The organism is Arcicella lustrica, assembly GCF_034930985.1.
GTDB classification, from domain to species: Bacteria; Bacteroidota; Bacteroidia; order Cytophagales; family Spirosomataceae; genus Arcicella; species Arcicella lustrica.
Genome location: NZ_JAYGIM010000001.1, coordinates 619,648 through 640,982 on the forward strand (window position 1 = coordinate 619,648; position 21,335 = coordinate 640,982).

General features: G+C 34.7%; 17 protein-coding genes, 1 tRNA gene and 1 pseudogene. 6 read left to right on the plus strand and 13 right to left on the minus strand.

Annotated elements, in window-relative coordinates; genetic code table 11:
* Positions 1 to 200: 200 nt before the first annotated feature.
* Together VB798_RS02565 and VB798_RS02570 are read right to left on the minus strand one after the other, a co-directional pair.
* Positions 201 to 1,577: a M20/M25/M40 family metallo-hydrolase gene (locus VB798_RS02565; protein ID WP_323255640.1), complete on the minus strand. Its 1,377-nt coding sequence runs from the start codon at positions 1,575 to 1,577 to the stop codon at positions 201 to 203.
* 170 nt (positions 1,578 to 1,747) lie between these two features.
* Positions 1,748 to 2,524, minus strand: a complete 777-nt coding sequence (locus VB798_RS02570; protein WP_323255642.1) for a polysaccharide deacetylase family protein — start codon at positions 2,522 to 2,524, stop codon at positions 1,748 to 1,750.
* A 95-nt stretch (positions 2,525 to 2,619) separates the two neighbouring features.
* On the opposite strand from VB798_RS02570, the pseudogene pgeF reads away from it, so the two are divergent.
* Both pgeF and VB798_RS02580 read left to right on the plus strand, forming a co-directional pair.
* Positions 2,620 to 3,363: pseudogene (gene pgeF, locus VB798_RS02575) on the plus strand (peptidoglycan editing factor PgeF).
* Positions 3,364 to 3,568: 205 nt separating this feature from the next.
* Positions 3,569 to 3,730, plus strand: coding sequence for a hypothetical protein (locus VB798_RS02580; RefSeq protein WP_323255644.1), 162 nt, complete (start codon positions 3,569 to 3,571; stop codon positions 3,728 to 3,730).
* A gap of 151 nt (positions 3,731 to 3,881) precedes the next feature.
* Here VB798_RS02580 and VB798_RS02585 read toward each other — a convergent pair whose 3' ends face one another.
* The 4 genes from VB798_RS02585 to VB798_RS02600 form a co-directional block, all read right to left on the minus strand.
* Positions 3,882 to 6,368, minus strand: a complete 2,487-nt coding sequence (locus tag VB798_RS02585; protein ID WP_323255646.1) for an outer membrane beta-barrel protein — start codon at positions 6,366 to 6,368, stop codon at positions 3,882 to 3,884.
* A gap of 307 nt (positions 6,369 to 6,675) precedes the next feature.
* Positions 6,676 to 7,440 carry a type III pantothenate kinase gene (locus VB798_RS02590; protein ID WP_323255648.1) on the minus strand — a complete coding sequence of 255 codons (765 nt, stop codon included), beginning with the start codon at positions 7,438 to 7,440 and terminating at the stop codon, positions 6,676 to 6,678.
* Positions 7,441 to 7,458: 18 nt separating this feature from the next.
* Positions 7,459 to 9,474: an NAD(+) synthase gene (nadE, locus tag VB798_RS02595; protein ID WP_323255650.1), complete on the minus strand. Its 2,016-nt coding sequence runs from the start codon at positions 9,472 to 9,474 to the stop codon at positions 7,459 to 7,461.
* Positions 9,475 to 9,498: 24 nt separating this feature from the next.
* The gene (locus VB798_RS02600) at positions 9,499 to 9,834 is read right to left on the minus strand and encodes a hypothetical protein (protein WP_323255652.1); all 336 of its coding nucleotides are present in this window, start codon (positions 9,832 to 9,834) and stop codon (positions 9,499 to 9,501) included.
* Positions 9,835 to 10,100: 266 nt separating this feature from the next.
* Here VB798_RS02600 and VB798_RS02605 point away from each other — a divergent pair, with 266 nt between their 5' ends.
* The 4 genes from VB798_RS02605 (at position 10,101) to VB798_RS02620 (ending at position 13,739) form a co-directional block, all read left to right on the plus strand.
* Complete coding sequence (locus VB798_RS02605; RefSeq protein WP_323255654.1) at positions 10,101 to 10,694, plus strand: hypothetical protein; 594 nt, start codon at positions 10,101 to 10,103, stop codon at positions 10,692 to 10,694.
* A gap of 11 nt (positions 10,695 to 10,705) precedes the next feature.
* The gene (locus VB798_RS02610; protein WP_323255656.1) at positions 10,706 to 12,763 is read left to right on the plus strand and encodes a hypothetical protein; all 2,058 of its coding nucleotides are present in this window, start codon (positions 10,706 to 10,708) and stop codon (positions 12,761 to 12,763) included.
* 100 nt (positions 12,764 to 12,863) lie between these two features.
* Positions 12,864 to 13,229, plus strand: coding sequence for a hypothetical protein (locus VB798_RS02615; protein WP_323255657.1), 366 nt, complete (start codon positions 12,864 to 12,866; stop codon positions 13,227 to 13,229).
* Between the two features lie 6 nt (positions 13,230 to 13,235).
* Positions 13,236 to 13,739 carry a hypothetical protein gene (locus tag VB798_RS02620; RefSeq protein WP_323255659.1) on the plus strand — a complete coding sequence of 168 codons (504 nt, stop codon included), beginning with the start codon at positions 13,236 to 13,238 and terminating at the stop codon, positions 13,737 to 13,739.
* 128 nt (positions 13,740 to 13,867) lie between these two features.
* Here the strand turns inward: VB798_RS02620 and VB798_RS02625 are convergent, their stop codons facing one another.
* The 7 genes from VB798_RS02625 to VB798_RS02655 all read right to left on the minus strand — a co-directional run bounded on the left by VB798_RS02625 (position 13,868) and on the right by VB798_RS02655 (position 21,296).
* On the minus strand, positions 13,868 to 14,545 hold the full coding sequence (locus VB798_RS02625; RefSeq protein WP_323255661.1) for a neutral zinc metallopeptidase: 678 nt from the start codon (positions 14,543 to 14,545) through the stop codon (positions 13,868 to 13,870).
* A 28-nt stretch (positions 14,546 to 14,573) separates the two neighbouring features.
* The gene (locus VB798_RS02630; RefSeq protein WP_323255663.1) at positions 14,574 to 15,527 is read right to left on the minus strand and encodes a tyrosine-type recombinase/integrase; all 954 of its coding nucleotides are present in this window, start codon (positions 15,525 to 15,527) and stop codon (positions 14,574 to 14,576) included.
* Entirely contained in the window at positions 15,460 to 15,744 is a 285-nt protein-coding gene (locus tag VB798_RS02635; protein ID WP_323255665.1) for an Arm DNA-binding domain-containing protein, read from the minus strand. The genes VB798_RS02630 and VB798_RS02635 overlap by 68 nt, the downstream gene beginning before the upstream one ends.
* 200 nt (positions 15,745 to 15,944) lie before the next feature.
* Positions 15,945 to 16,017: transfer RNA gene (locus VB798_RS02640), tRNA-Thr, on the minus strand.
* Between the two features lie 206 nt (positions 16,018 to 16,223).
* Entirely contained in the window at positions 16,224 to 18,215 is a 1,992-nt protein-coding gene (locus VB798_RS02645; RefSeq protein ID WP_323255667.1) for a DUF349 domain-containing protein, read from the minus strand.
* A gap of 319 nt (positions 18,216 to 18,534) precedes the next feature.
* The gene (locus VB798_RS02650; protein ID WP_323255669.1) at positions 18,535 to 19,884 is read right to left on the minus strand and encodes a methyltransferase RsmF C-terminal domain-like protein; all 1,350 of its coding nucleotides are present in this window, start codon (positions 19,882 to 19,884) and stop codon (positions 18,535 to 18,537) included.
* Between the two features lie 92 nt (positions 19,885 to 19,976).
* Positions 19,977 to 21,296 carry a vanadium-dependent haloperoxidase gene (locus tag VB798_RS02655; protein WP_323255671.1) on the minus strand — a complete coding sequence of 440 codons (1,320 nt, stop codon included), beginning with the start codon at positions 21,294 to 21,296 and terminating at the stop codon, positions 19,977 to 19,979.
* Positions 21,297 to 21,335: the final 39 nt, after the last annotated feature.

The window sequence follows — 21,335 nt, forward strand, 5'->3', positions numbered from 1 at the left end:
TTTTCTTGTTAAAACCGCAATATTCCGCAAAAAAGATAGAATTTTGCTACTTGAAGAAGCAATTTTCCATATAAAAGATACAAATTTTCCTCTTTTATATGGAAAATTGGGGTAAAAAGAGGAAAATTTTATCCTTTTTGTTAGAATTTAGCTTTGACAAATTCAAATTTGTCAAAGCTAAAAGTTAAAAACTAAGCGACTTAATTAGTCAAATTATCTAACAAGTAAATTAAGCTTGCCATTGATGCCGCACCCATTTCTAATTCACGTTGGTTTACGGTATCAAAAGTGTCATTTGAGGCATGGTGATATTCGAAATAACGTTGAGCATCTGGTTTAAAACCGATCAATACTGAGCCTTGTGGTGCCAAAGGGCCAATATCAACACCGCCACCGCCACGTTCAATTTCATGTAAACCATAAGGTGCTAACAGTGTACGATACGATTGAACTTTCGCTAATAATTCAGCCGATGCACCTTGCATACCAAAGCCACGAGGAGTAAAGCCACCATTGTCAGACTCTAATGCGAAAATATGTTTCTCATTATTTTGCTTGGCTAATTCTGCATATTTCACACCGCCACGGTTTCCGTTTTCTTCATTCATAAACAATACTATTCTGATAGTATGCTTCGGTTTGATACCTAAATTTTTGAATAAACGAGCCACTTCCATCGACTGTACAATACCTGTTCCGTCATCATGCGCACCTTGCGCTAAATCCCATGAATCTAAGTGTCCGCCCACTACAATAATCTCTTCTGGATGTTCAGAACCTTTAATCTCCGCCACCACATTATGCGAAGGAGCATCAGGTAAAGTTTCGCAAGACTGTTTGAAATAGAATTTTGTATTCGGATTTTCCTTCAAAGTTTTGCTCAATAAAGTAGCTGCATTGGTACTCAAAGCTGCCGCAGGAATCAATGGCACACCCGTTGCATAGACCATAGAACCTGTATGCGGAAAATCGTTTTCAGTACTACTCAACGAACGAATGATAACGCCTATAGCACCTAATTTTGCTGCTTCATTTGCACCACTACGACGTTGGTCGCCAGCTTGTCCATACGCTTCAAAAGTATTAATCTTGGTAGGATCCATCGGGCGATTGAAGAAAATGATTTTGCCTTCGCATTTTTCTTTGCCCAAAGCTCTTAGTTCTTGAAAGGTTTTTACTTCAATTACTTCTGCCGTAATCCCTTTTTTAGGCGTAGCCACCGACCCCCCCAAAGCTACTAAAGGTACTTTGATTTTCTGTTTGCCATCTAAAATATAGCCTTCTTCTTTAGCACCACGCACCCAATGTGGCACCATGACATCTTGTAAAAAAACACGGTCGTAGCCACCGCTTTCTAAAAGTGTTTTTCCCCACTGTACTGCTTTTTTAGCACCTTCCGAGCCACTTAATCTTGGTCCAACATTGGTGGTTAAATCACGAAGCCATTCATAAGATTTGCCATTTGAGAGAGATTCATTGAAGAATTTACGAATCACGGTTGAATCATTATCTTGAGCAAAAGAGGATAATGATAACGATAAAATTAAACTTGTGATGAAGGTAGTTTGTTTTTTCATTTTTTATTGGTTGATGATTCCTTTTTAGTTTATGAGCTTATGAGTCAATGAGTTTATTTAAAAAGATGAAAATATGATTAACAAGATTAAAAATCTTATGAGAATTAATGAACCCACAAACATAAAAAGCGATTCCCACTCATAAACTCATAAACTCATAAACTCATAAACTACAAAGAATTCATTGTGAAGTATTGAAGTTTCAATTTAGCACTTTCTGCCAAGATTTGCTCTAAAAAATGTATATCAAAGCCATATTCTTCTGGTTTATGAGTGATTTTACGCAGAGGCTTATGACCAAAAAGCATCATAACGGCTTGTTCTTTTTGTGCTTTGGCCAACCCTTTTTTAATATCTTCGATAGTCAGATTAGCACTTACATCAATGATTAAGGCATTTACTTTTCGGGTATCATCGTGATGATGATATATTTCATCCATGTTTTCTACTTCTCGGCGATAGGTAAAACCGAAAATGTTTCTTTCTTTCATCGAAACATCACGTAACAAGCTAAAATGTTTTAACAATTCACGGTCGATATACCAAATCTGTGAGCCACCCGGATGTGCAAAAGTAGTAGGAGAGAAACCTTGTCGCTTCATAGTTTTCAGGGCTTGGAATACTTCTTTTTGCATATATTCTTCCAGAGAGTTTTCCCAAACATATCTTATCGAAGCCACGTGCATAGCACCATGACAGCCGATTTCATGTCCATCGGCTTGTAATTGATGCAACATTTCAATTTCTTCGGTCGATAAACTATCAGGTTGCGTAATGTAAAATGTTACTTTTGCATGATACTTTTTAAAGAGTGGTCTTAATTCAAACCATTCTTTAATAAATCGGTCATCAAAAGAAAGCGCAATTCCAGCAGGCTGAGGAGCTTTTTTTTCTTGACAACTGATAAAGAAAAGAGCAATTAAAATATAAACGATGTTGAATTTCATAATTAGCTTTTTACAAACCTGTGAGGTTTTTAAAACCTCACAGGTTTATTAATCCTAAAGTCTTCAAGTCCTAAAATCCTTAAGTTCATAAAGATATGTTTACCAAACCCCAAATATTTCAACAATTCCCCAAACTAATTGCCGCTGAAAGTACTCGGAAAGATGGTTATAGCGAAGCACCTTATACTTCATTGAATTTAGGTTTGCATTCAGGAGACAATCTTGAAAATGTTTATAAAAATAGAGATAAATTCTTTGAAGCACTCGGTTTTTCAGCAGAAAAGGTAGCCTATTCTTATCAAATACATGAAGATAAAATATTAAGTACAACAAAAGCAGGTGCTTATGAAGGTTTTGATGCTTTGATTACTAATCAAGCCGATGTATTTGTAACCGTTACAGTGGCAGATTGCACACCCATTTTGATTTATGATGATAAGCAAAAAGTAGTCGCTTCCATTCATGCAGGTTGGCGAGGAACGGTTTTGGGAATTGTCACTAAAACTATTCAACAAATGGTGGCAGACTTTGGTACAAATCCCGCAGATTGTTTTGCATACATTGGGACTTGTATTGATGAATGTTCTTTTGAAGTAGGAGAGGAGGTAGCCCAAAATTTTGAAGAGAAATTCAAAAGATTTGATGTTTAAAAAGCTAAATACTTTGTCGATTTGAAACAAGCCAATCAGGCACAATTATTAGAAGCGGGAGTGCCCGTCAATCAAATTGAAATCTCTAAATTCTCCACTGTTTTAGATAATGAAAGTTATTTTTCGCACAGAAAAGAAAAAGGAAAAACAGGAAGAATGTTAGCCATTATTGGCATTAAAAATGGTTGACTTCTGAGAATAATCAAATATAATTGCAGTATTTAAAGAATCTGTATTGGAATAGTTATATTTTTTGCAATTGTGAGAACTAATATTCGTAACTTTGTGTCTGTCAAGTAATTAACTCGGATTAAACGATTATCACTTTTTTATGTGAACCTCAGCTTAGAGTATCGACAATCATTAACCGTGTATCATTAAACAACACAAATTTATGAAATACTATCCTTTATTGGCCGAAATGATTCTGGAAGAATCAAAGAGCCACAAAACAGAAAACTTGAAAGCATCTCAAGCAAATGATGCGAATAAAAGTTGGTTAGAGCGTTTTTTCGATTTCCTAACGCCATCTAACATTCACGTTGCCACTAAGTAGCAATTTATAGATTAGAGAGAGGTTTTCTTGAATAAGGAAACCTCTTTTTTATGGTCATTAAAACAAAAGAGAATGCCTTTAACGACATTCTCTTCGAATTTTCTAATTAAATAGATTTGAGTTATTTTTCACTGTAATGAAAAATCATTAATTAGTTGCCTCCACTTTTTACACGACCTTTTTCGTCTTCTAAACCAGTTTTACGTTGGCGTGCGGCGGCTACTTTACTATTTCCAAAACGGTATGAGAAGTTTAAGCGAATCACTCTACTTTCCCATTTGTTTCTTACTTGTACATCAATATCGTTGAAAATGAACGAACCACGGAATTGGTTAGACCAGAATACATCGTTAACATTCAATTTCAAAGTAGCTTTGTCTTTCATTAATTTCTTTTGAATTCCGAACGACATTGCTCCCATCGGGCGACCCGCCAATTGTCCTTCTACAAATGGTGACATATACCAACCACTTAATTCTAAAGTATATTTTTTAGGCAATGTAAATTGGTGAGTCATATTTAATTGATAAGTAGTAGCACGAGCATCCAATGGTTGAAGGATAGTCGAAGAACTACCATCTGAAGCAATAATTGTTTTTGGAATATCGCCCACATAATGATTGTTATACAAATTCAAATAAGTATTACTAAACCACCATTTTGTAACGGGAACAGGCACTGAGAACGAAATTCCCATGTTTTCGACATAACCAATATTGATTTTGGTAACGTTAGTCGTTTTCAAAGCATTATTTTGTTCTAAAATATCAGTCATTACACCATTTGTACGGCTAAAGTTTACTGTAGTTGTAATGGCATCTTTGAATGTATGCGATACTTCAAAAGCGTTGGTATATTGTGGTTGTAACAATTCATTTCCTCTTTGGAAAGTATATGGGTCAAGGAAAAATAAGAACGGATTCAAATCTTCATAACTTGGACGGTCGATTCTACGACTGAACGAGTAACCCAATTGGTGGTCTTTTGATAATTTCTGACGGAAAAATACACTTGGGAAAAGATTCGTATAATTTCTTTTCAATAATTCTTTTCCTAATAAAGTACCTTGTCCGTTGGTATTTTCAACTCTTAAACCTAATTGAACACTTACTTTTTTGAATTCCTTAGAATAGTTTACATAACCAGCATTAATGTTTTCTTTGTAAACAAAATCACGAGTACGAGTTGGGTCATTTACATGAGTATTGGCATCACCCACTAAGAAATCAAAACGCATATCATTGCCAGAATGTACATAACTTGTTTTTAAACCAGCTTCAAATTTTGATGTTTTATTGATTGGATAAACTAAGTCTGTTTTGAAAGAATAAATATTGATTTTAGAATCAGTTAAACCATCTTCATTTCTTTTTTCACGTAAAATATTCTGAGTATCGTATTTTGAAGTGCGATACTTCATCGAATTATTGGCATCGTAACGAGCATAGTCTAAATCTGCAGTGATTTCTCTACCAGTTGAATCAATTACATGTTTGAAGTTCAAATTAGTTGAGTAATTTCCCCAATTGTTATTAATACTTCCTAAAGTTCTTGAAGTAGTATCCAATTGTGCCATCGCATTTTTGATTAAAGTTTCGTTGTTTAAATCTTCGCTCCAATTACCATTCATGCCATTGAATAAGAAACCAATCGTATTCTTTTTGTCAAGGAAATAATCAGCTCCCATTTTATAAGAGAAAGAATTATTTCTACGGTCATTATCTCCAACTTGGTCGAATCCAGAAATTACTTTACCATTTTCAAAAAACTTACGGTTAATGGTTTGAACTTGAAAACTTTTACGGTCATTCGCAGAAAAATTTCCGAATAGGTTTACTTTACCATTTCTGTAATTTAAGTTTAAACCAGCACTTTCTTTTGGTAAAGATTTATATGGACCAAAACCCAAACCAACATTAGCCGAACCATTCAAGCCAGTATTTTGATTCTTTTTTAAGCGAATATTAATTACTCCTGCATTACCTGCTGCATCGTATTTAGCAGGCGGATTGGTCATGATTTCGATTTTATCCAACTGAGACGCTTGCATGTTTCGAAGCATATTGGCTAAATCACCAGCCGACATATACGTTGGTTTACCATCTAACATTACCATTACATTTTGCTTTCCTTTCAATGAAATATTTCCGTCTTTGTCAACCGTAACGCCTGGAGATTTTTCTAAAACTTCAATCGCTGTATTGCCTGCTGAAACAATTGAGTTCTCAACATTCACAACAGTTTTGTCGATTTGCTGTTCGATGAAAGGTTTTTTGGCGGTAACCTGTACTTCACCCAGCTCGTTTGAAGCTTCTGATAGTACTAATTTTGTTAATTTAATATTTGGAGTTTCAGCAGAAAGAATAAACTTTGGCGTGTAATATTTTTTATATCCCAATTGAGAAATATTAACGATGTAAGTACCATAATTTACTTTTTCGAATTCAAAAGTGCCGTTAACGTCGCCTAAAGCACCTTTTACCAATGATGAGTCTTTTGCGTTCAATAAAGTAACTGTAGCAAATTCTACAATTTTACTTTTATCGTCTGTGATTTGCCCTGAGATTTTTCCTTGAGCTTGTGCCTTAATATTAGCTAAACTAAATATGGTAAGGATAGCGTAAAAAATTGTTTTCATGATGAGTGAATTTTAGGTTTTTAGATTTATTGGTTAAACATTTTGGATGATTACTGTGTCAAAATTAATATTATGCCAACTACCTTGTTATGCAAACTACTTAATCGGCTTCCCTAAAGGATAAATGGTTTGTTATTTACCGTCAATGAAAAATTGAAACGTTAAGGGGAATGATTTGTAGCTAAGATGCAGCCATGCAGAAAAAGGTTGCAGAGAATTGAAAAAAAATCTAAAAAAGATTTGAGGACAAAAAAATAGGCGATTCAGTATATCAACTAAATCGCCTATTAGAGGGATGGATTATTGATTATTTTACAATTTCAGAAATGATTTTTAAGCCATTCAAGGTTAGTAATTTATCCACTTCATCAAATTCATCACGAAGTGGTGTTAGAATAGACGACAGTCCACCAGTAGCTAAAACGAGACAATCTTGCCCAACTTCTTTTTTGATTTGCATAATCATTTCACGAACCATTCCTACATATCCCCAAAGAATCCCTGCTTGAATAGCATGAACCGTATTTTTACCAATGGCAGATTCTGGCATTACCAAAGGTACTTCTGGTAATTGTGCCGTGTTTGAAAAAAGCGATTTTACGGCTGTTTTCAAACCCGGAGCAATTGAAACTCCTAAAATTTTACCTTCGGCAGTAACAACGGTAAACGTTAAAGCAGTACCAAAATCAACAATTAAACACGTTTTCTTGTAAGTATAATAGGAATAAGTAGCGTTGCAAACCAAATCCGTACCGATTTCATAAGGGCTTAGAATTTCCATTTTCAATTGGTCATAGATTTCTGGACCAATGATGATTGGGTCGAGACCAAGCATTTCTTGAACCGTTTCTTTCAAAACATGTTTTAAATCTGGCACTACGCAACTAATAATCGAGCGATTGATTTCACTGATTCTTAGGTTGTTTTCCAAGAAAAACAAGCGAAGTTTTGCTTCAAAATCAGAAGAACGGCGAGAAGAATCAGAAGGAATTCTGAATTGATGAATCCATTCCTGTTGATTATGAATTCCGAAAACTACGTCGGTATTACCAATGTCTATGGCTAAAAGCATATTCTGTAATTTATAATATTAAAAGCCAATTTTGCCTCTTCGTTTTCCTTTTCCAGCGTTATTAGCATAATCCAACATCTCTTCAATTTCTTTCTCAAAACCACCAGAAAGAATAGGGAATCTCAACCAACTTCTTGGATCAAGGTTGCGGTCGTCCACATGGAAACTTGGTGCATAGCGTTCACGTTTCCACTGATTTCTAGCGAAAAGTCTGAAAAATCTTTCGATAGAAGTAATTAATTTTTCACGAGTGTAAACACCTTCAAATTCCATTTCCATGATTTTTAAACAATCTGTAGGAGATTTTTTATCACGAATTGCGGAGGTTTCAATAGCGTTTAATAAATCATAAGGCATTAAATCTTCTTCGTCAATCTGTTTAGCTTCTAGCGGGCGTAATTCAGCAGTTGGCTGTAAATTATTCATGGCATTTAAGCCTTTTATTTTATGGGTTCCGCCCAAACCAGTGTTTTCTAACCAACGCAACCAATGACGCAACCAATGTTTGTCGATACCCGCAATTGGTGAAATAGAACCAGAAGTATCGCCATCCATCGTTGCATAGCCAACCGATGCTTCAGAACGGTTAGAAGTCGATAAAAGTAAAGCATTATTGATATTTGCCAACAACCAAGCACTTGGGCTACGAACCCTCGCTTGAATATTTTGTAATGCAAGGTCGTCGGTCTGCCAAGATAAATCTCTTCCAATAGCACCTTGAATCAATCCTTTATAAGTTTCAACCAAACCATTAATGTCAATGTCATAAAAAGTAGTGTTCAAATCTTTGGCTAATGAAGTAGCAGAGTGACGAGTATCCGATGAACTATTTTGTGTTCCTTGGTAAATATTTGTAATCAAAGCAGCGGATAATTCTGCGACAGAAGTACATTGTTGAATCGCTTTGATGTATTTTAATTTTTCTTTGAAACCATCTAAACCAAGTTCTGTAACAGCCATTTCGATGGCTAAGTAACACAGTGCAGTAATGGCAGAAGAATCAGCCCCACCAGAAAGTGAAATAACCCAACCATTTGAACGTGATTTTCTTAAATAATCGAACAATGCTAAAGCGATAGCTCTTGCAAATTCTTCTTCTTTCTGAAAGCCATTTGCTTCCCAATGTTCCAAAGCATAATGATTTTTGAAAGGAGGAATCTCTGGATAATCAAAAAGTACTTGAATTATTGCATTGCTTGCCTTGAATTGAAAGAGATTCTGACTTTGTTCTAAACGAATTTTATCTAAATCAATTACCGCTGAAGTCAAGTAATAATCTTTATAAGAAAATCTTGTACCAGAAACGAGCATTTCGCCCGCTTGGGCAATCATCGCATCTCCGTCGAAGATGGCTCTTCCTGCCTCATTTCCGAGTAAATTCGCATAAATATAAGCAACACCGAAAGCACGAGAACCATCTTGAACAAGGCGTTCACGAGTTTGGGTTTTAAAGAAAGCAAAATGAGAAGCCGTTGGATTCAGAATAACATCACAACCTTTTAAGTAAAGCTCTCTTCCCGGACGATTCGCTACCCAAGCATCTTCACAGATTTCAAAACCAATTTTTACACCACCTACTTCAAAAAGTAAATCGCCAACAGGATAAGTAAATTCTCCGATTCTTAATTCAGTTTTCTCACCCACAGGCCAATGTTGAAACCAGCGAGTTTCATAATGAATACCATTGTTCGCCAAAGTTTTCTTACAAGCGAAGCCTCTAATTTGCTTATTGACAATTAAACAAGCAGCATTATAAATATGATTATTGATACGAATGGGTAAACCTACACAAACTGCAATGCTTGAAGTATGCAGAACAATATCTTCTAAAGCATCTAAAGCGCTGTCGCAAGTACTTTGTGCATAGAACATATCTTCGCAGCCATAGCCAGTAATACATAGTTCAGGAAGGCACAAAAGACTGATTTCTTGTTTTTTCGCCTCTTCAATACAAGCAATGATATTGTTTTTATTACTTTCCCATGCTAGAGGTGTTTGATTAACTACTCCAGCGGCCACTTTAATTAGATTCATATTATTGTATTTGAATAGCTAAGGCTAGTTCTTTTTATCGAAATTCACTCTTTCGCCCGGAAGCGTATATTTGAATTTAGTTTTACCTGATTTTTTATCTTTCTTTCCGTTGAATTTCTTATTTCCTTTTACAGGATTCCACGGTAAATGTTTTTTGGTAGTTGTCCATGAAAAGGCAGCTCTTGGTCTAAAAGTTCCGCCTTCGTGTTTATGCTCTACAGCAACCCTACAGTTTTTCTCAGGGCAGCGCTTCGCCCAAAGACATCCCGATAAAGAAAAACAGGAAAGCAAGAAAAGGAAAATGTAGTAAAAAGGATTATATTTCATCAGCGTTGAGTTTGCCTGACAAAAATACATCATTTTGAACCATAACGAAAAAAGGGGAGGAGAGATTTGGAGACAAAAGTATGAGTCCTCAGGATGAAATTAAATTTATAAAGTAAGAATAGCCATTCACAATATCTTTTGAAGAAGTTTTGCTCAGCATTCAGGATAACTCATGTTGGTTTTCTGAGCGTATTTAAAAAGCGTTATGAAATAGTTCTACAGATTGTGTTGTACTAACAAAACCAACATCAATACTGATTACAAAAAGTATTCAGGAACGTATCAAAGCGGTTTATCCTGTGAGTTCAGAAATTGGCGGTTGTATCTCGATGAAAGTTTTAGAAGGCGGTTCGTTGGCATCAACCAATGTTTACTTTTTCCGAAACACTCAAACAGATTCATCAAAGTACAGTCCTGACTATTCAGAGTTTTACAGAGCCGTTCAACTGATTCAAGTCAACAACGAATTACCGTTCTTTTTCCACACGCACCCAACAAAACTAGGAATTAACGGCTACGACTTTAAAAGTGCTAATTTCTATCTAACAAGTAGTTTACAAGATAGAGACGCAAGTTTTTACCCGATTCTTTATTCAGATGTTTCTTTGGTAATGCAACAATCAATTTTTGTAAGAGACGAAAGATTTACGGGTGGTTTGGGTGTTGGGATGTACTCAGGTGATATTTTTCCGCTATCGTTCAACCGTTTAGGCAATGTTGAAATTATCGCTTTAGAAATCGTCGCTTTGATAGTGTTTGTCACGTTGCTCAACAAAAAATACAACGTTTTGAAATTTGCCTTCGTTATTATTGCAATTGTAGTAATTTATTATTTATACCACAAACCAAAGTATGTTTCTCAGAGTAACGGGGATATTTTAATAACAGTTTAAAAATCATAAAAATGCCATATCCAGATTTAGCACTAAATAAATACCTGTATGAGGTAAATATAGGTATAAAGGAAGAATCAAAAAGAAATGACAAACTTTTCTCAGGATATTCAATAAATGAATTAAGAAATCTAAAACTAGAAGAGGTTAAAAGAGTTCAAGAATTTTATTGTAATGTTTCTGGTAAAACAGGTTATTATAAATATGATGCTTCAGATACTGTTACTGTTGATGATTGCGGGTATTGTCTTGTAACAACCGAAGGTTTAAGACTTAAAAGAAACGTCTCTGATAGAGTGTTGTACACTTGGTTTGAAGAGTATCAGGGTTTAATTGACCATACTGAAATTTTAGATAAAGCCGTAAAGGTTTCAAAGCTTTTGCAAAAGCCATTATTCCTTAAAGAGTATTCTACTATTATTGTTAATAAAAGCTATCTGATTTATCAGAATTTAATTGGAGTCAATTCTATTATCAAACTAATCGACAATAGCACAATTCCACACAATAAACCTATCCTAGAAATAAAAAATCATAACGTTTTATTAGATGGCTTTAAGATAGATGGAAATAGAGCTAATAATATAGGCTTATTTGATAGAGGTATTAGAGGTATTTATGCAGATAAATGCAAGAACTTAACCTTTAGTAATATAGATGTTGTTAGTACTCGTGATATAGGTGTTTATATTACCAACTGTCCGAAATTTCTATTTAAGAATTCTAGTGTTGATGATTGCGGCCGCTATGGGCAACAAATGATTAATGCACAGGCTGATAGAATTGGTTGTTTAGTTGATAACACAGTAACAAAAGATAGTGAGTTTTTTATGTGGAAAGAATCTGCTATTGAAAACGTATCTTTTACAAATTGTGGGCTTGATGGCTTAGTCTTGGGTGTAGGCTTGAAGTTATTCAGAGCTACTTTAAACTATAATGGCAAAGAATTTAATGAGAACGATATTGGTGCAGGCGGTGTATATGTTCGTCCACCACAGCAACTAGAAAATGCGGTTTTGGATGGACTAAGTATTTTAGACTGTATTGCAGTTGGCAATAGTGGTCTTGGTATTGATGTGGGGAATAATAATGGTTCCTTATTAAACCCTAAGCTTACTAATCTTATAGTTTCTGGTAATACCTGTTATGATAATTACCTAAATGGTATTGGTGTAGCAAGTGCGGAGAATTTTGTGATTAGTAAAAATATCTGTTATAATAATGGTGTTAGAGTTCTCTTAAATAACAATACTGCAAACAAAAGGCGTTCTGGGATTCTTGTAGCTTGTGTTAATAATATTGCCTTTAAAAATGGTACTGTAGAAAATAATGTATGCTATGATTCTCGCACTGAAAAAACTCAACAAAATGGGTTGATGTTTTGGGGAACTACAAAGGCTTATGGTTCTGAGAATATAGTAGTTCAGAATAATGATTTTACTAGAAATGCAGGAAAGGCAATTCTTTTTGAGTCTGAAAGCCCCGTTATTTCAACCAGTTTATTGACTGTCCAAAACAATCAAGGGGTTAACTCTTTTACTTTTGTGCCTGTTAATGGTGCAAAATTACCCCCTATAGGTTCTCATATTTATCTTAATCCTAGTGTGGGCATTAATTGTCTGGGTATTGAACAAAGTACAATTAATAACATAGTTACCCTTGAAAATGTATCCGTTTTTGATATTACATTGGTCAACTCTGCAAGTTTTAAAATGCTTGGTAATGAAAATTTGGTTCTGAAACAAAATAAACCTGTTACGTTTATTTTACAGTATGAAACAGGTGCATTTGTTTGGAAACAACTTGCTAATAAATCAAGCGATGTATTTTATAATGGACAAACGGTATTGCAAAATGGAGGGGTCGTTACATATCCACCATCATCCCGTTTTACTGTAAACTCTACTTATCAAGGTTCTTTGGCGGTACCCCGGATGACAAAAGCCCAAAGGCTTGCCATCGTTTTACCTGCCATCGGCTTAAAGGTATATCAGCTTTCAGAAACTGGCATAGAAAACGAAGAGGGGGAATATATGTTTAAGTCAACTGGGTGGGTAAAAATCAATTAAACAACTAATAGCAAAGAAAAGAATGGAAACATAGTTTAATATCTCAAATCATCCTGCGATAAATGGTTTTACTCGCAAAGTACAAGTAGTTGGTCCATACGTGGACTTTGTACAAAAGACGGTCGTTTGTCCTATCGACATTCAGCATTATCAAAATGATGTGCTTTCCGTAAACTATATTCCTTCTCAAAGAGTAGCACTGATGACAAGCAATGAAAAATTTGTTGACGCATTGGGGCAAAGAGTTGAACTTGTAGAAGAAGATTATTTAGACGAACAAGGCGTACAGCAAACAAAAAAAGTACCGCCTGTAGGTGCTATTCCTGAATTTGATTTTTTGTTTTCTTATGTAAGCCAACTACCAAACCAAACGCTTGGTGATACTATTTTAGAAGTGCTTCATTTTATGATAGCACTAAACGACCAAACTGGCAACTTCAACGATTTAAGCAATTTCAATTCATAATCATTTATGAACCGCCCAATACTTTACACCCTAACATTTGTATTAATGTTAGGGTGTATTTCTGAAAAGAAAGCCCGATTCAAAGCAGAGCAATTTTACAAAGACCATCCAAAAGAACTTGCTCAAACCTGTGCGAAAAAGTTTCCTATTCATTCACAATACATTGAAGGCATAACCATTGTAAGGAAAAATACCACGATTGAAAAAGGCATCTTGCTTGATTGTCCAGAACAACAAAAAACATTATGTTACCCTGATAGCAAAACAATCTATATAAAAACCGTTCGGGTTGATACCGTCGTAAAAGAAAATACTGCAAAGGTTGCCATGCTTTCAAATCAACTCAATACTGCTAATAATTTGATGCTTGAGGAAAATAAAATTAATCTTAGCTTATATAATAAAATTGAAGAAAGTAAAAAGAAATCTGAACGGTTATTGTTGATACTTATCGCAATTGGTACACTGTTCGGAATATCGGTATTCTTCAGATTAAAAAATATTATTTGATGCTGGCCATCACCAAAGATTTTATATTTAATGGTTTGGTAATAATCAAAAAGCCAGTTCGATTGAACGGGCTTTTTTTGTGGTACTGGAGTATCGTGTTTTTGTGTGATACTGGATCGCTTATTTGTTTATTTATTCTTTTTGAAAATGTCAAAAATACTTTCAATCAGGTTTAAACTTTGTTGTTGAATATTATAATCTTTTAAGCATCTGTTTACGCTTCCTATTTCATAACCAGTCTTAAAAGCTCGCATTCTTGATTGAGCATCTCCATGAGCTTGCGGGTCGGTCAATATTTTTAGTCCTTGGTTTCCCTCTGAAAAATCAGAAAGTAGATTCCATAAAGTATTTATGTTTATCGTAGGTTCAGCGGTTACTTTATTCTTTTCGATATTAAATAAAAAAGTACCTGATAAACAATCCGCTTGTAGTTCTTTATCAATGGAAAGTATCGAACTCTTTTGTAATTGGTGTTGTACTGAGTGTCCGTACTCATGAGCAATAATATACCGAATTACTTTAAAATCATATTTGTTTTGTACAACTTCTAATAAATCCTTACTTATGGCAATTGAAAGTGAACCACCGCAATAAAATGCATTTGATGTTCCGCAAGCTGTAGTAATTGGGTTTTCTTTATTGTAGTAATAAACAGAAGGGGGAATAAAAGTAAGTTCTTTCTGTGAAAACTTCATTTTCCAGTAGTTTTCAATCTCTTTGATAGAATCGTCTATTTCTTGTTTGTTTACTTGTGCAGAAACAAAAAGTGGGAGTGTGTAGAAAATTAAGGAAAATAAAGTTTTCATAGTTTAAGTTTTTTACAAATATAATTTTTTACATCAAATGTTTGGTTTCTGCTAATACTCTTTTCTCCACAACCTTCAAATAATGCCTTTGGGTGGTAATGATAGAAGTATGTCCCAAAATCTTAGATACCACGTCAATACTCACACCACGTTCAGAAAGTAACATTCCTGCCGTTTTTCTAGCCGTATATGTTGTAATTGAGATGTCCACACACAAAAGCCCTTCAAAGACGTGTAGATGTCTATTAATCACATTAATGTCATGGCTGGGTAATTGGTAATTGATGGCTTCTAATAATTTCCTGAGTTCTGGCAATATCGGGATAATGGCTTTATCGGTGTAACGTTTTAGGTTCTTTTGTCTATCTATCTTCAAAACGATTGATTCAGAATCTTTGATGCGTTCCAAATAATGTAAATCACAATGGTTAAGCCCTGAATAAGCCATCGCTAAGAAAGTAATTCTAGCATCTTCCAAAATTCCCGTAAACTGAAAGCCTGCCAATGTTTGAAGCTCATTTTGTGTTAAGCTTTCAATCTCTTTAGGCGGGTTCCGTTTATACTCTTCAATATCCAACGGATTGGCAATAATGTAAGTTTTACGTTTGGCAAAGTCTAACACCTCACTCAGGTAAGTAAGGTTTCTTACTGCATAATCGTGACCAATTTTCTTTTCTGTATTTCTTCTTTGTTTTTTCTTGATAAGGTACAAATACAAACGGTGACCGAAATCAATGTCAATTTCGTTTAGTTCCATATCCTTATCTTTCAAAAATTCAGAAAGATATTTCATACAGTTGTACCAACGTTGGATAGTGTTTTTTGCTAGTTGCTTAGGCGTACCGTTCCAACATTCTTTTTTGTCTGTGATGTACTTTTGGTAAACTTTCAGGAGTGTGAGGGCTGGTAAATCTTTACCCATGTACAAAGACAAAGCCCTGATTTGTTTTGCTGATTTGGTTGGTTCTGATAAGCTCCACAATGTCCGATTCTATTTTTAGTAACATTGCTCGGTTTGTGTAGTCTAGTGGAGAATTACCGATAATAGTTTGTTTGAGATTATCCCATTGTTCGGGATTGATTGAAATTGACGTTGCGATGTCAGAAGCAGAAACACCATTGATTTTGATGCGGACGTAGATTTTACGTTTTTGGGCTTTTACAATGTCGGTGCGTAATCTGAAATTAATAGAATACATAAGCCTTTTTTTGTCATGAGTAGATATTTATTTAAGATGAAACTTTCTGTACCTCAGAAACAAAAAGTGTACCTCAATCTGTACCTCAATATAAATATCTAAGTGTGAAACGGATGAGAAAATGAAAAGGGCTATTGCGAAGAATTAAGGCATAAAAAAAGCCATTCAAGTAAATGAATGGCTAATGAGTTTTGTACTTGAGCCTTCTATCGGGATCGAACCAATGACCTACTGATTACAAGTCAGTTGCTCTACCAGCTGAGCTAAGAAGGCTTTTCTCAACGATTAGCGAGATGTTCTTCGTTTATCGTGATGCAAAATTAGTAGGTTTTGTATTACTGTGCAAACGTTTTGGAAAGAAATTTTTAACATTTTCTTAAACTTTTTTGCAAGTTTCTGAATTTCAAAAGATTAAGCAGTGAAATTTTTTTCAAAAAAAACAGGGCTAATGATTAAATTAGCCCTGTTTTGGTGATTTTTCATCTTTCAGCTTCTCTGATTATTTTAATTTGATGTTTCAAATCTGCTAAATCTTTTGCCGCTTTTTGAATTTTTGCTTCAACATCTTGGCGAAGCTTATCCGCATTTTTAGATTTTGCGAAAAATTCTAAGTTATTTCTGTAAACTGCAATGTCATTTTCAATGGTCTGCATTTTACGACGGATGTCATTTTCTTTACGGATTAAATCTTTTGGCGATTCTCCGTGCGCTCTCACCATTTCAACTTCATTCTGTAAACTCAATTGCTCTCGTTCTCTACCAGAAAGTTTAGCCATTGCACTCACATATTTGTTGATGGCATTAATATAACGTTTTCCGATATTTTGCATTTCCTTTTTAGGAACAAAACCTATTGCCGACCATTGTGCTTTGAATTCAGCTAGTCTTGCTGTTTCAGCACCTTCAGAAGCTTCTTTTTCGATTTGCTCACAAAGTGCAGTTTTGTTCACTAAATTAGCTTCAAATTCTTTTTCTAAAGTTTGATTTTTAGCTCTTTTGGCATTGAAGAAAGTATCACAAACGTTTTTGAATTTACTGTAAATGACATCTTTTTCTTTTTCAGGAACATGACCAATCTCACGGAACTCTTTTTGTAAACGAATTACAGTATTGGTAGCTTCTTGAGATTCATCTTCATTGGCTAATAATGCTTCTACCTCTTCAATAATTGCATTTTTAGCTTTTAGATTTTCTTCTCTTTTGATTTCTAGTAAACGGAAAAACTCTGTTTTGTTTCTGAAAAACGTTTTAATATCCGACCAGAACTTATCGCTCAATTCTTTGCCTTTTTCTTTAGGCATAAAACCTTTGATGTTATTCCATTGGTCTTGTAAAGCCAAAAGTGCTTTGGTGCGGTCGTTCCACTCGGTAATTGAAGCAGAATTGAAGCTTGCAAAAGGTTGAATAAGCTCAGCAATTGATGTTTTCAAAGCGAATACTTGTTCTGCTTCTGCTTTTGAGGCTTCTAATTGTTCACGACGTTTGCCATAAATAATGTCCAAAGCATCTTTTACTCTTTGCCAGATAAGTTCGTTTTCTTCTTTTGGTGCTGGACCAACGTGCTTGTACTCCTCAAAAGTCGCTACAGCTTCATCTAACATTTTACCAGTAACGTTTTCTGTTTTCGACGTTTCTGCTATTTTTTCGATTTTACTACACAACTCAATTTTGTGTTGAAGATTACGCTTGCGGTCAAGTTCTAATAACTCAAAATAAATACTACGATTACTGTAAAATCTATCAACTAAAGCGTGGAATGTTTGCCAAAGAGTATTGTTGTGTGGAGAATTTACATTTCCAGCAGTTTTCCATTCTTCTTGAATCTTCTTGAATTCATTGAAACCAGATTTGATATGTGCTGGATCACTGCTGTCTTCACCTTCAACCAACGTGCGAAGACGATTGATAAGTACAGTTTTTTGACTGAAATTCTTATCTTTTTCTTTTTCAATGTTGGCAAAATACTTTGAACGTTCCTCTTTAATAGCTTTAAAAAGCGTATCAAATTGTTCACTTGCAGTGTCTAGCTTAAATTCGAATCCATCTTCAGAACCTTCGTTGGCTTCTTTAAATTTAGCAAGTGCTTCTGCTTTTTCTGCACTTTTAATTTGCTCAAATAATGGTCTAATTTCTTTCAAAGTATCTTCAGATTTTCTGAAAATACCTACCGAAGGATTTTCCTTTACTTCTGCCAATACTTTCTCTAAAGTTTTCACAAAATCTGCTTTTTGAAAGCTAGAATAATCAATTGCTTGGGTTTCAATTGTTTCTGTCTCTTCAATTGTTTCAAGTACCGCTGATACAAGAATAGGCTCAGGTGTTACTTCAGAGATTGTTTCAATGGGTTCAGGGGTTGCTGCAACCTCAAGAATAGATACTTCTTCCGCTTGTGTGTTAGCTGCGGATTCTGTTACTTCGATAGCTTGTGCTTCGATTTCTTCTTTAATTTCTTTTGCTTCTTCGTTAATCATGCGTTCTTTTGACAGCGCTCTACAAATCAGAATTTAATAAGATTAGAGTCGGCTGTTACATTTGAGATAAACATTTAACAATCAGGTTTTTCAACCTGCTGACAGACAGTTAATGATTGTTGGTTTGAATTTATTACTAAAATAATGAATTAAAGACTCAATCATTAAAAGAAAATATCAAATTCTCTTGATGAGTTTTTTAGGTAATTTTTTTGTTTAATTACTTCACAAAGAATTTGCTACAAAAATAAGTAAAATACTTACAAACAAAGCTCAATAATCATCTTTTCACAGAATCCTTGTCGCTTTTTTAGGAAGATTAAGCTTCTTTACTCGAAATCCTCAGTTCTTTTGGATAATAATTATTGATTCTATTAGGAAGTATTTTCGCCCAACCTAATCCAAAGCCTTTGAAAGTCATTAAAGACCAGCCTTTTATCACTTCTTCCAAAACAAAATCTTCTCTTCTTAAATACTTATTTGCTTCTTCTGTGCTGAGTTCAACTTTGTTTGTTTTTTCGGATAAAAATATACTCATAGCAAGCTCATGGTCAGGAATTAAATCTTTATTAGATAGTTTTCCGATTTTTGTGCCTACTTTTTTAAGATTAAAATTAAACTGGATTAAATTAATGGCATGTTCGTGTGTAGGCTTGATTAAAAAATAATCTCCATTTTTTTCAAACCAAGTATGGTCATCAACGTCTTTTATCCAATTTCTGAAAATTTCTCGTTCAGTTCTACGATTGTTATTTTTGATGGGTTTACCAGAGCGAATAAATACTTCTTTTTCTGACGATTTTTTTTTGAAGGCTGTAATAAAAAAGCCTTCTCCTTTTACATGGTCAGGGAAAAGTCTAAATGAGCCTTCCGAAATTATTTCTCCACCAAGTTTATCGGTATTTTTTGCGGTTAAATGCTCAGCATTAAAAGTAGTTTCTATCCAATCTACCATTTCTTCATTTTCTTCTTTAGAATAAGATGATGTTGAATAAATTAGAATTCCGCCTTGCTTTAAGCTAGACCAAGCATCGCTAATCATTTTCTTTTGTTTTAATGACCAAGCTAAAACATTTGCATCCGACCATTCTTTCAAAATATTGGGGTCTTTTCTCATTAAACCTGAATTCGAACTTGGTGCATCAATCACTAATACGTCAAAAAAACCAAAAAGACGCATGAAATCTTTTGGGTCATTATTAGTCACAATCGTGTTCATTGTACCCCATTTTGTCAGATTATCACTCAAATTATTACTTCTATTTTGAATAACATCATTACAAATTAATAAAGAATCAGGCGTTAATAAACTGGCAATTAATGTACTTGTTCCACCTGGTGCAGCACATAAATCAAGCACTTTTAAATCTTGAGATAAATCGACTGTGTTTTTCAAAACTTGTTCTAAGTACATCGAACTTGCTTCTTGAACAAAAAAAGTACCAGCATGGAAAAGTGGATTTTGCGAAAAGTCGCTACGAGAGGCTAGGTATTTTCCATAATCAGACCAAATTACGGGAGCTTCATCATTAAAAAAATCTGAATTTTTAAACGGATTTATGCGAATAGAAGTAGGAGATGCGTCATTTTCATGCGCTTTAATAAAGGTACTTTCATTAAAACCTTGAATGTTTTGCAATGAATTAATTAATGTTTGGGGGACTTTCATAAAGTGAAATTACACAAAAAAGCCAAACTGACGACTAGTTTGGCTTTTTGCTTAAATTTTTCAATATTTAAAACGTTTGAAAACGCATCTGATTACTTAGTTTTTATTTTTCCAACAATCCAGTTTCCTACTTTTCGGCCTTGCACTAAACCATTTTCTAAAGCTGGACGGAAATGAATTCCTCCATATAAACGGCTAATAGAAGCTTCTTCAGCGGCTTGTTTGAAAGAGGTAAATTGACGAACTGGTAATCCATAAGGAATTTCAGTTGAGTCCGCAAAAGCAACGTTATCGCCTAAAATTGATGATAATGCCACTGACGCTGCTCCAGAAATTACCGAGTGTCCAGAAGTATATTCTGGGAAAGGAGGTGTTTGCAAAACAGGTTGCCAATCTTTATCAATATTAGCGTTGATAACACTTTCTGGACGAATACGAACCGAACGATATTTTTCAGTCCAGCAAGAAATGAATCCGTCAAAAACAGCAATTGACGTCATTAAGTAAGCCTGTGCTGTTTTATAAATATCAGCATTGGTATTTCTGCTTACTTGCGAAACAATTCCCATCCAATGTCCGCCTGGAGATACTTTTTTAGTAGCAAACATAGCATGACCAGTAATGTTCATCTTGAAAGGGTTACAATCCCAGAAATTACAGATAGCTCTTTGTTCATCCGTCAAATTTTTAACGGTATTGTAGCAATCCATTACTTCATTATAATATTCACTTCCTTTTGTTAAATCAAATTTTGAAGGTGGTGGCGGAGGAAATTGAGCAGAAGAGTCTAATGTGAAAGAGCGAATCTTTTGCCAATTTGGCTCAACGGCATCCATATAAGCAGGAGGAGTAGGCACCCAAGTTCCTACTTTATTAGTCACCGTAAAACGGAATCCACGTGTTTGTTTATAATTATCCTTTTTAGAGTAATTCATGATAGAAGCCGCTACAGAGTCACCAAAGGCAATCGAATTATCAAAAACCTCTTCCGGAATACCTGTAGCTTTGTATTCTTCCCAAAGTTTTTTCTCGAAATCTACATAAACATCTTGGGCAAAAGTAAGGTTTTTACCAATGGTTAAAAATGCTCTGGTAGCCGCCAATGGATAACAATATTGTTTACTTGAATCTGGCTTATAAACTTTCTCAAAACCATTGAATTGCCCAACCATTGATTTCAGCCCTTTGTTCGCTGGAACAAGTGCTTCATAAGCAGCTAAAGAGGCATAACTATATATACGACTTGAAACTGGAGGAGGAAAAATGTCATGAATAATTGATTCAGTAACTTGTAACTGTGTTTTTCTTAGGAACTCAGGATTTTCAGCGGCTTGTTTCCAACTGCCGTCATCTTTTTTACAACTGAATAATAAAGTAATACACGATAATATCAGTAGAATGTTTTTGTTCATTGTTTGGGTTTTAAAATGGTAAATCAAAATTACAAAACT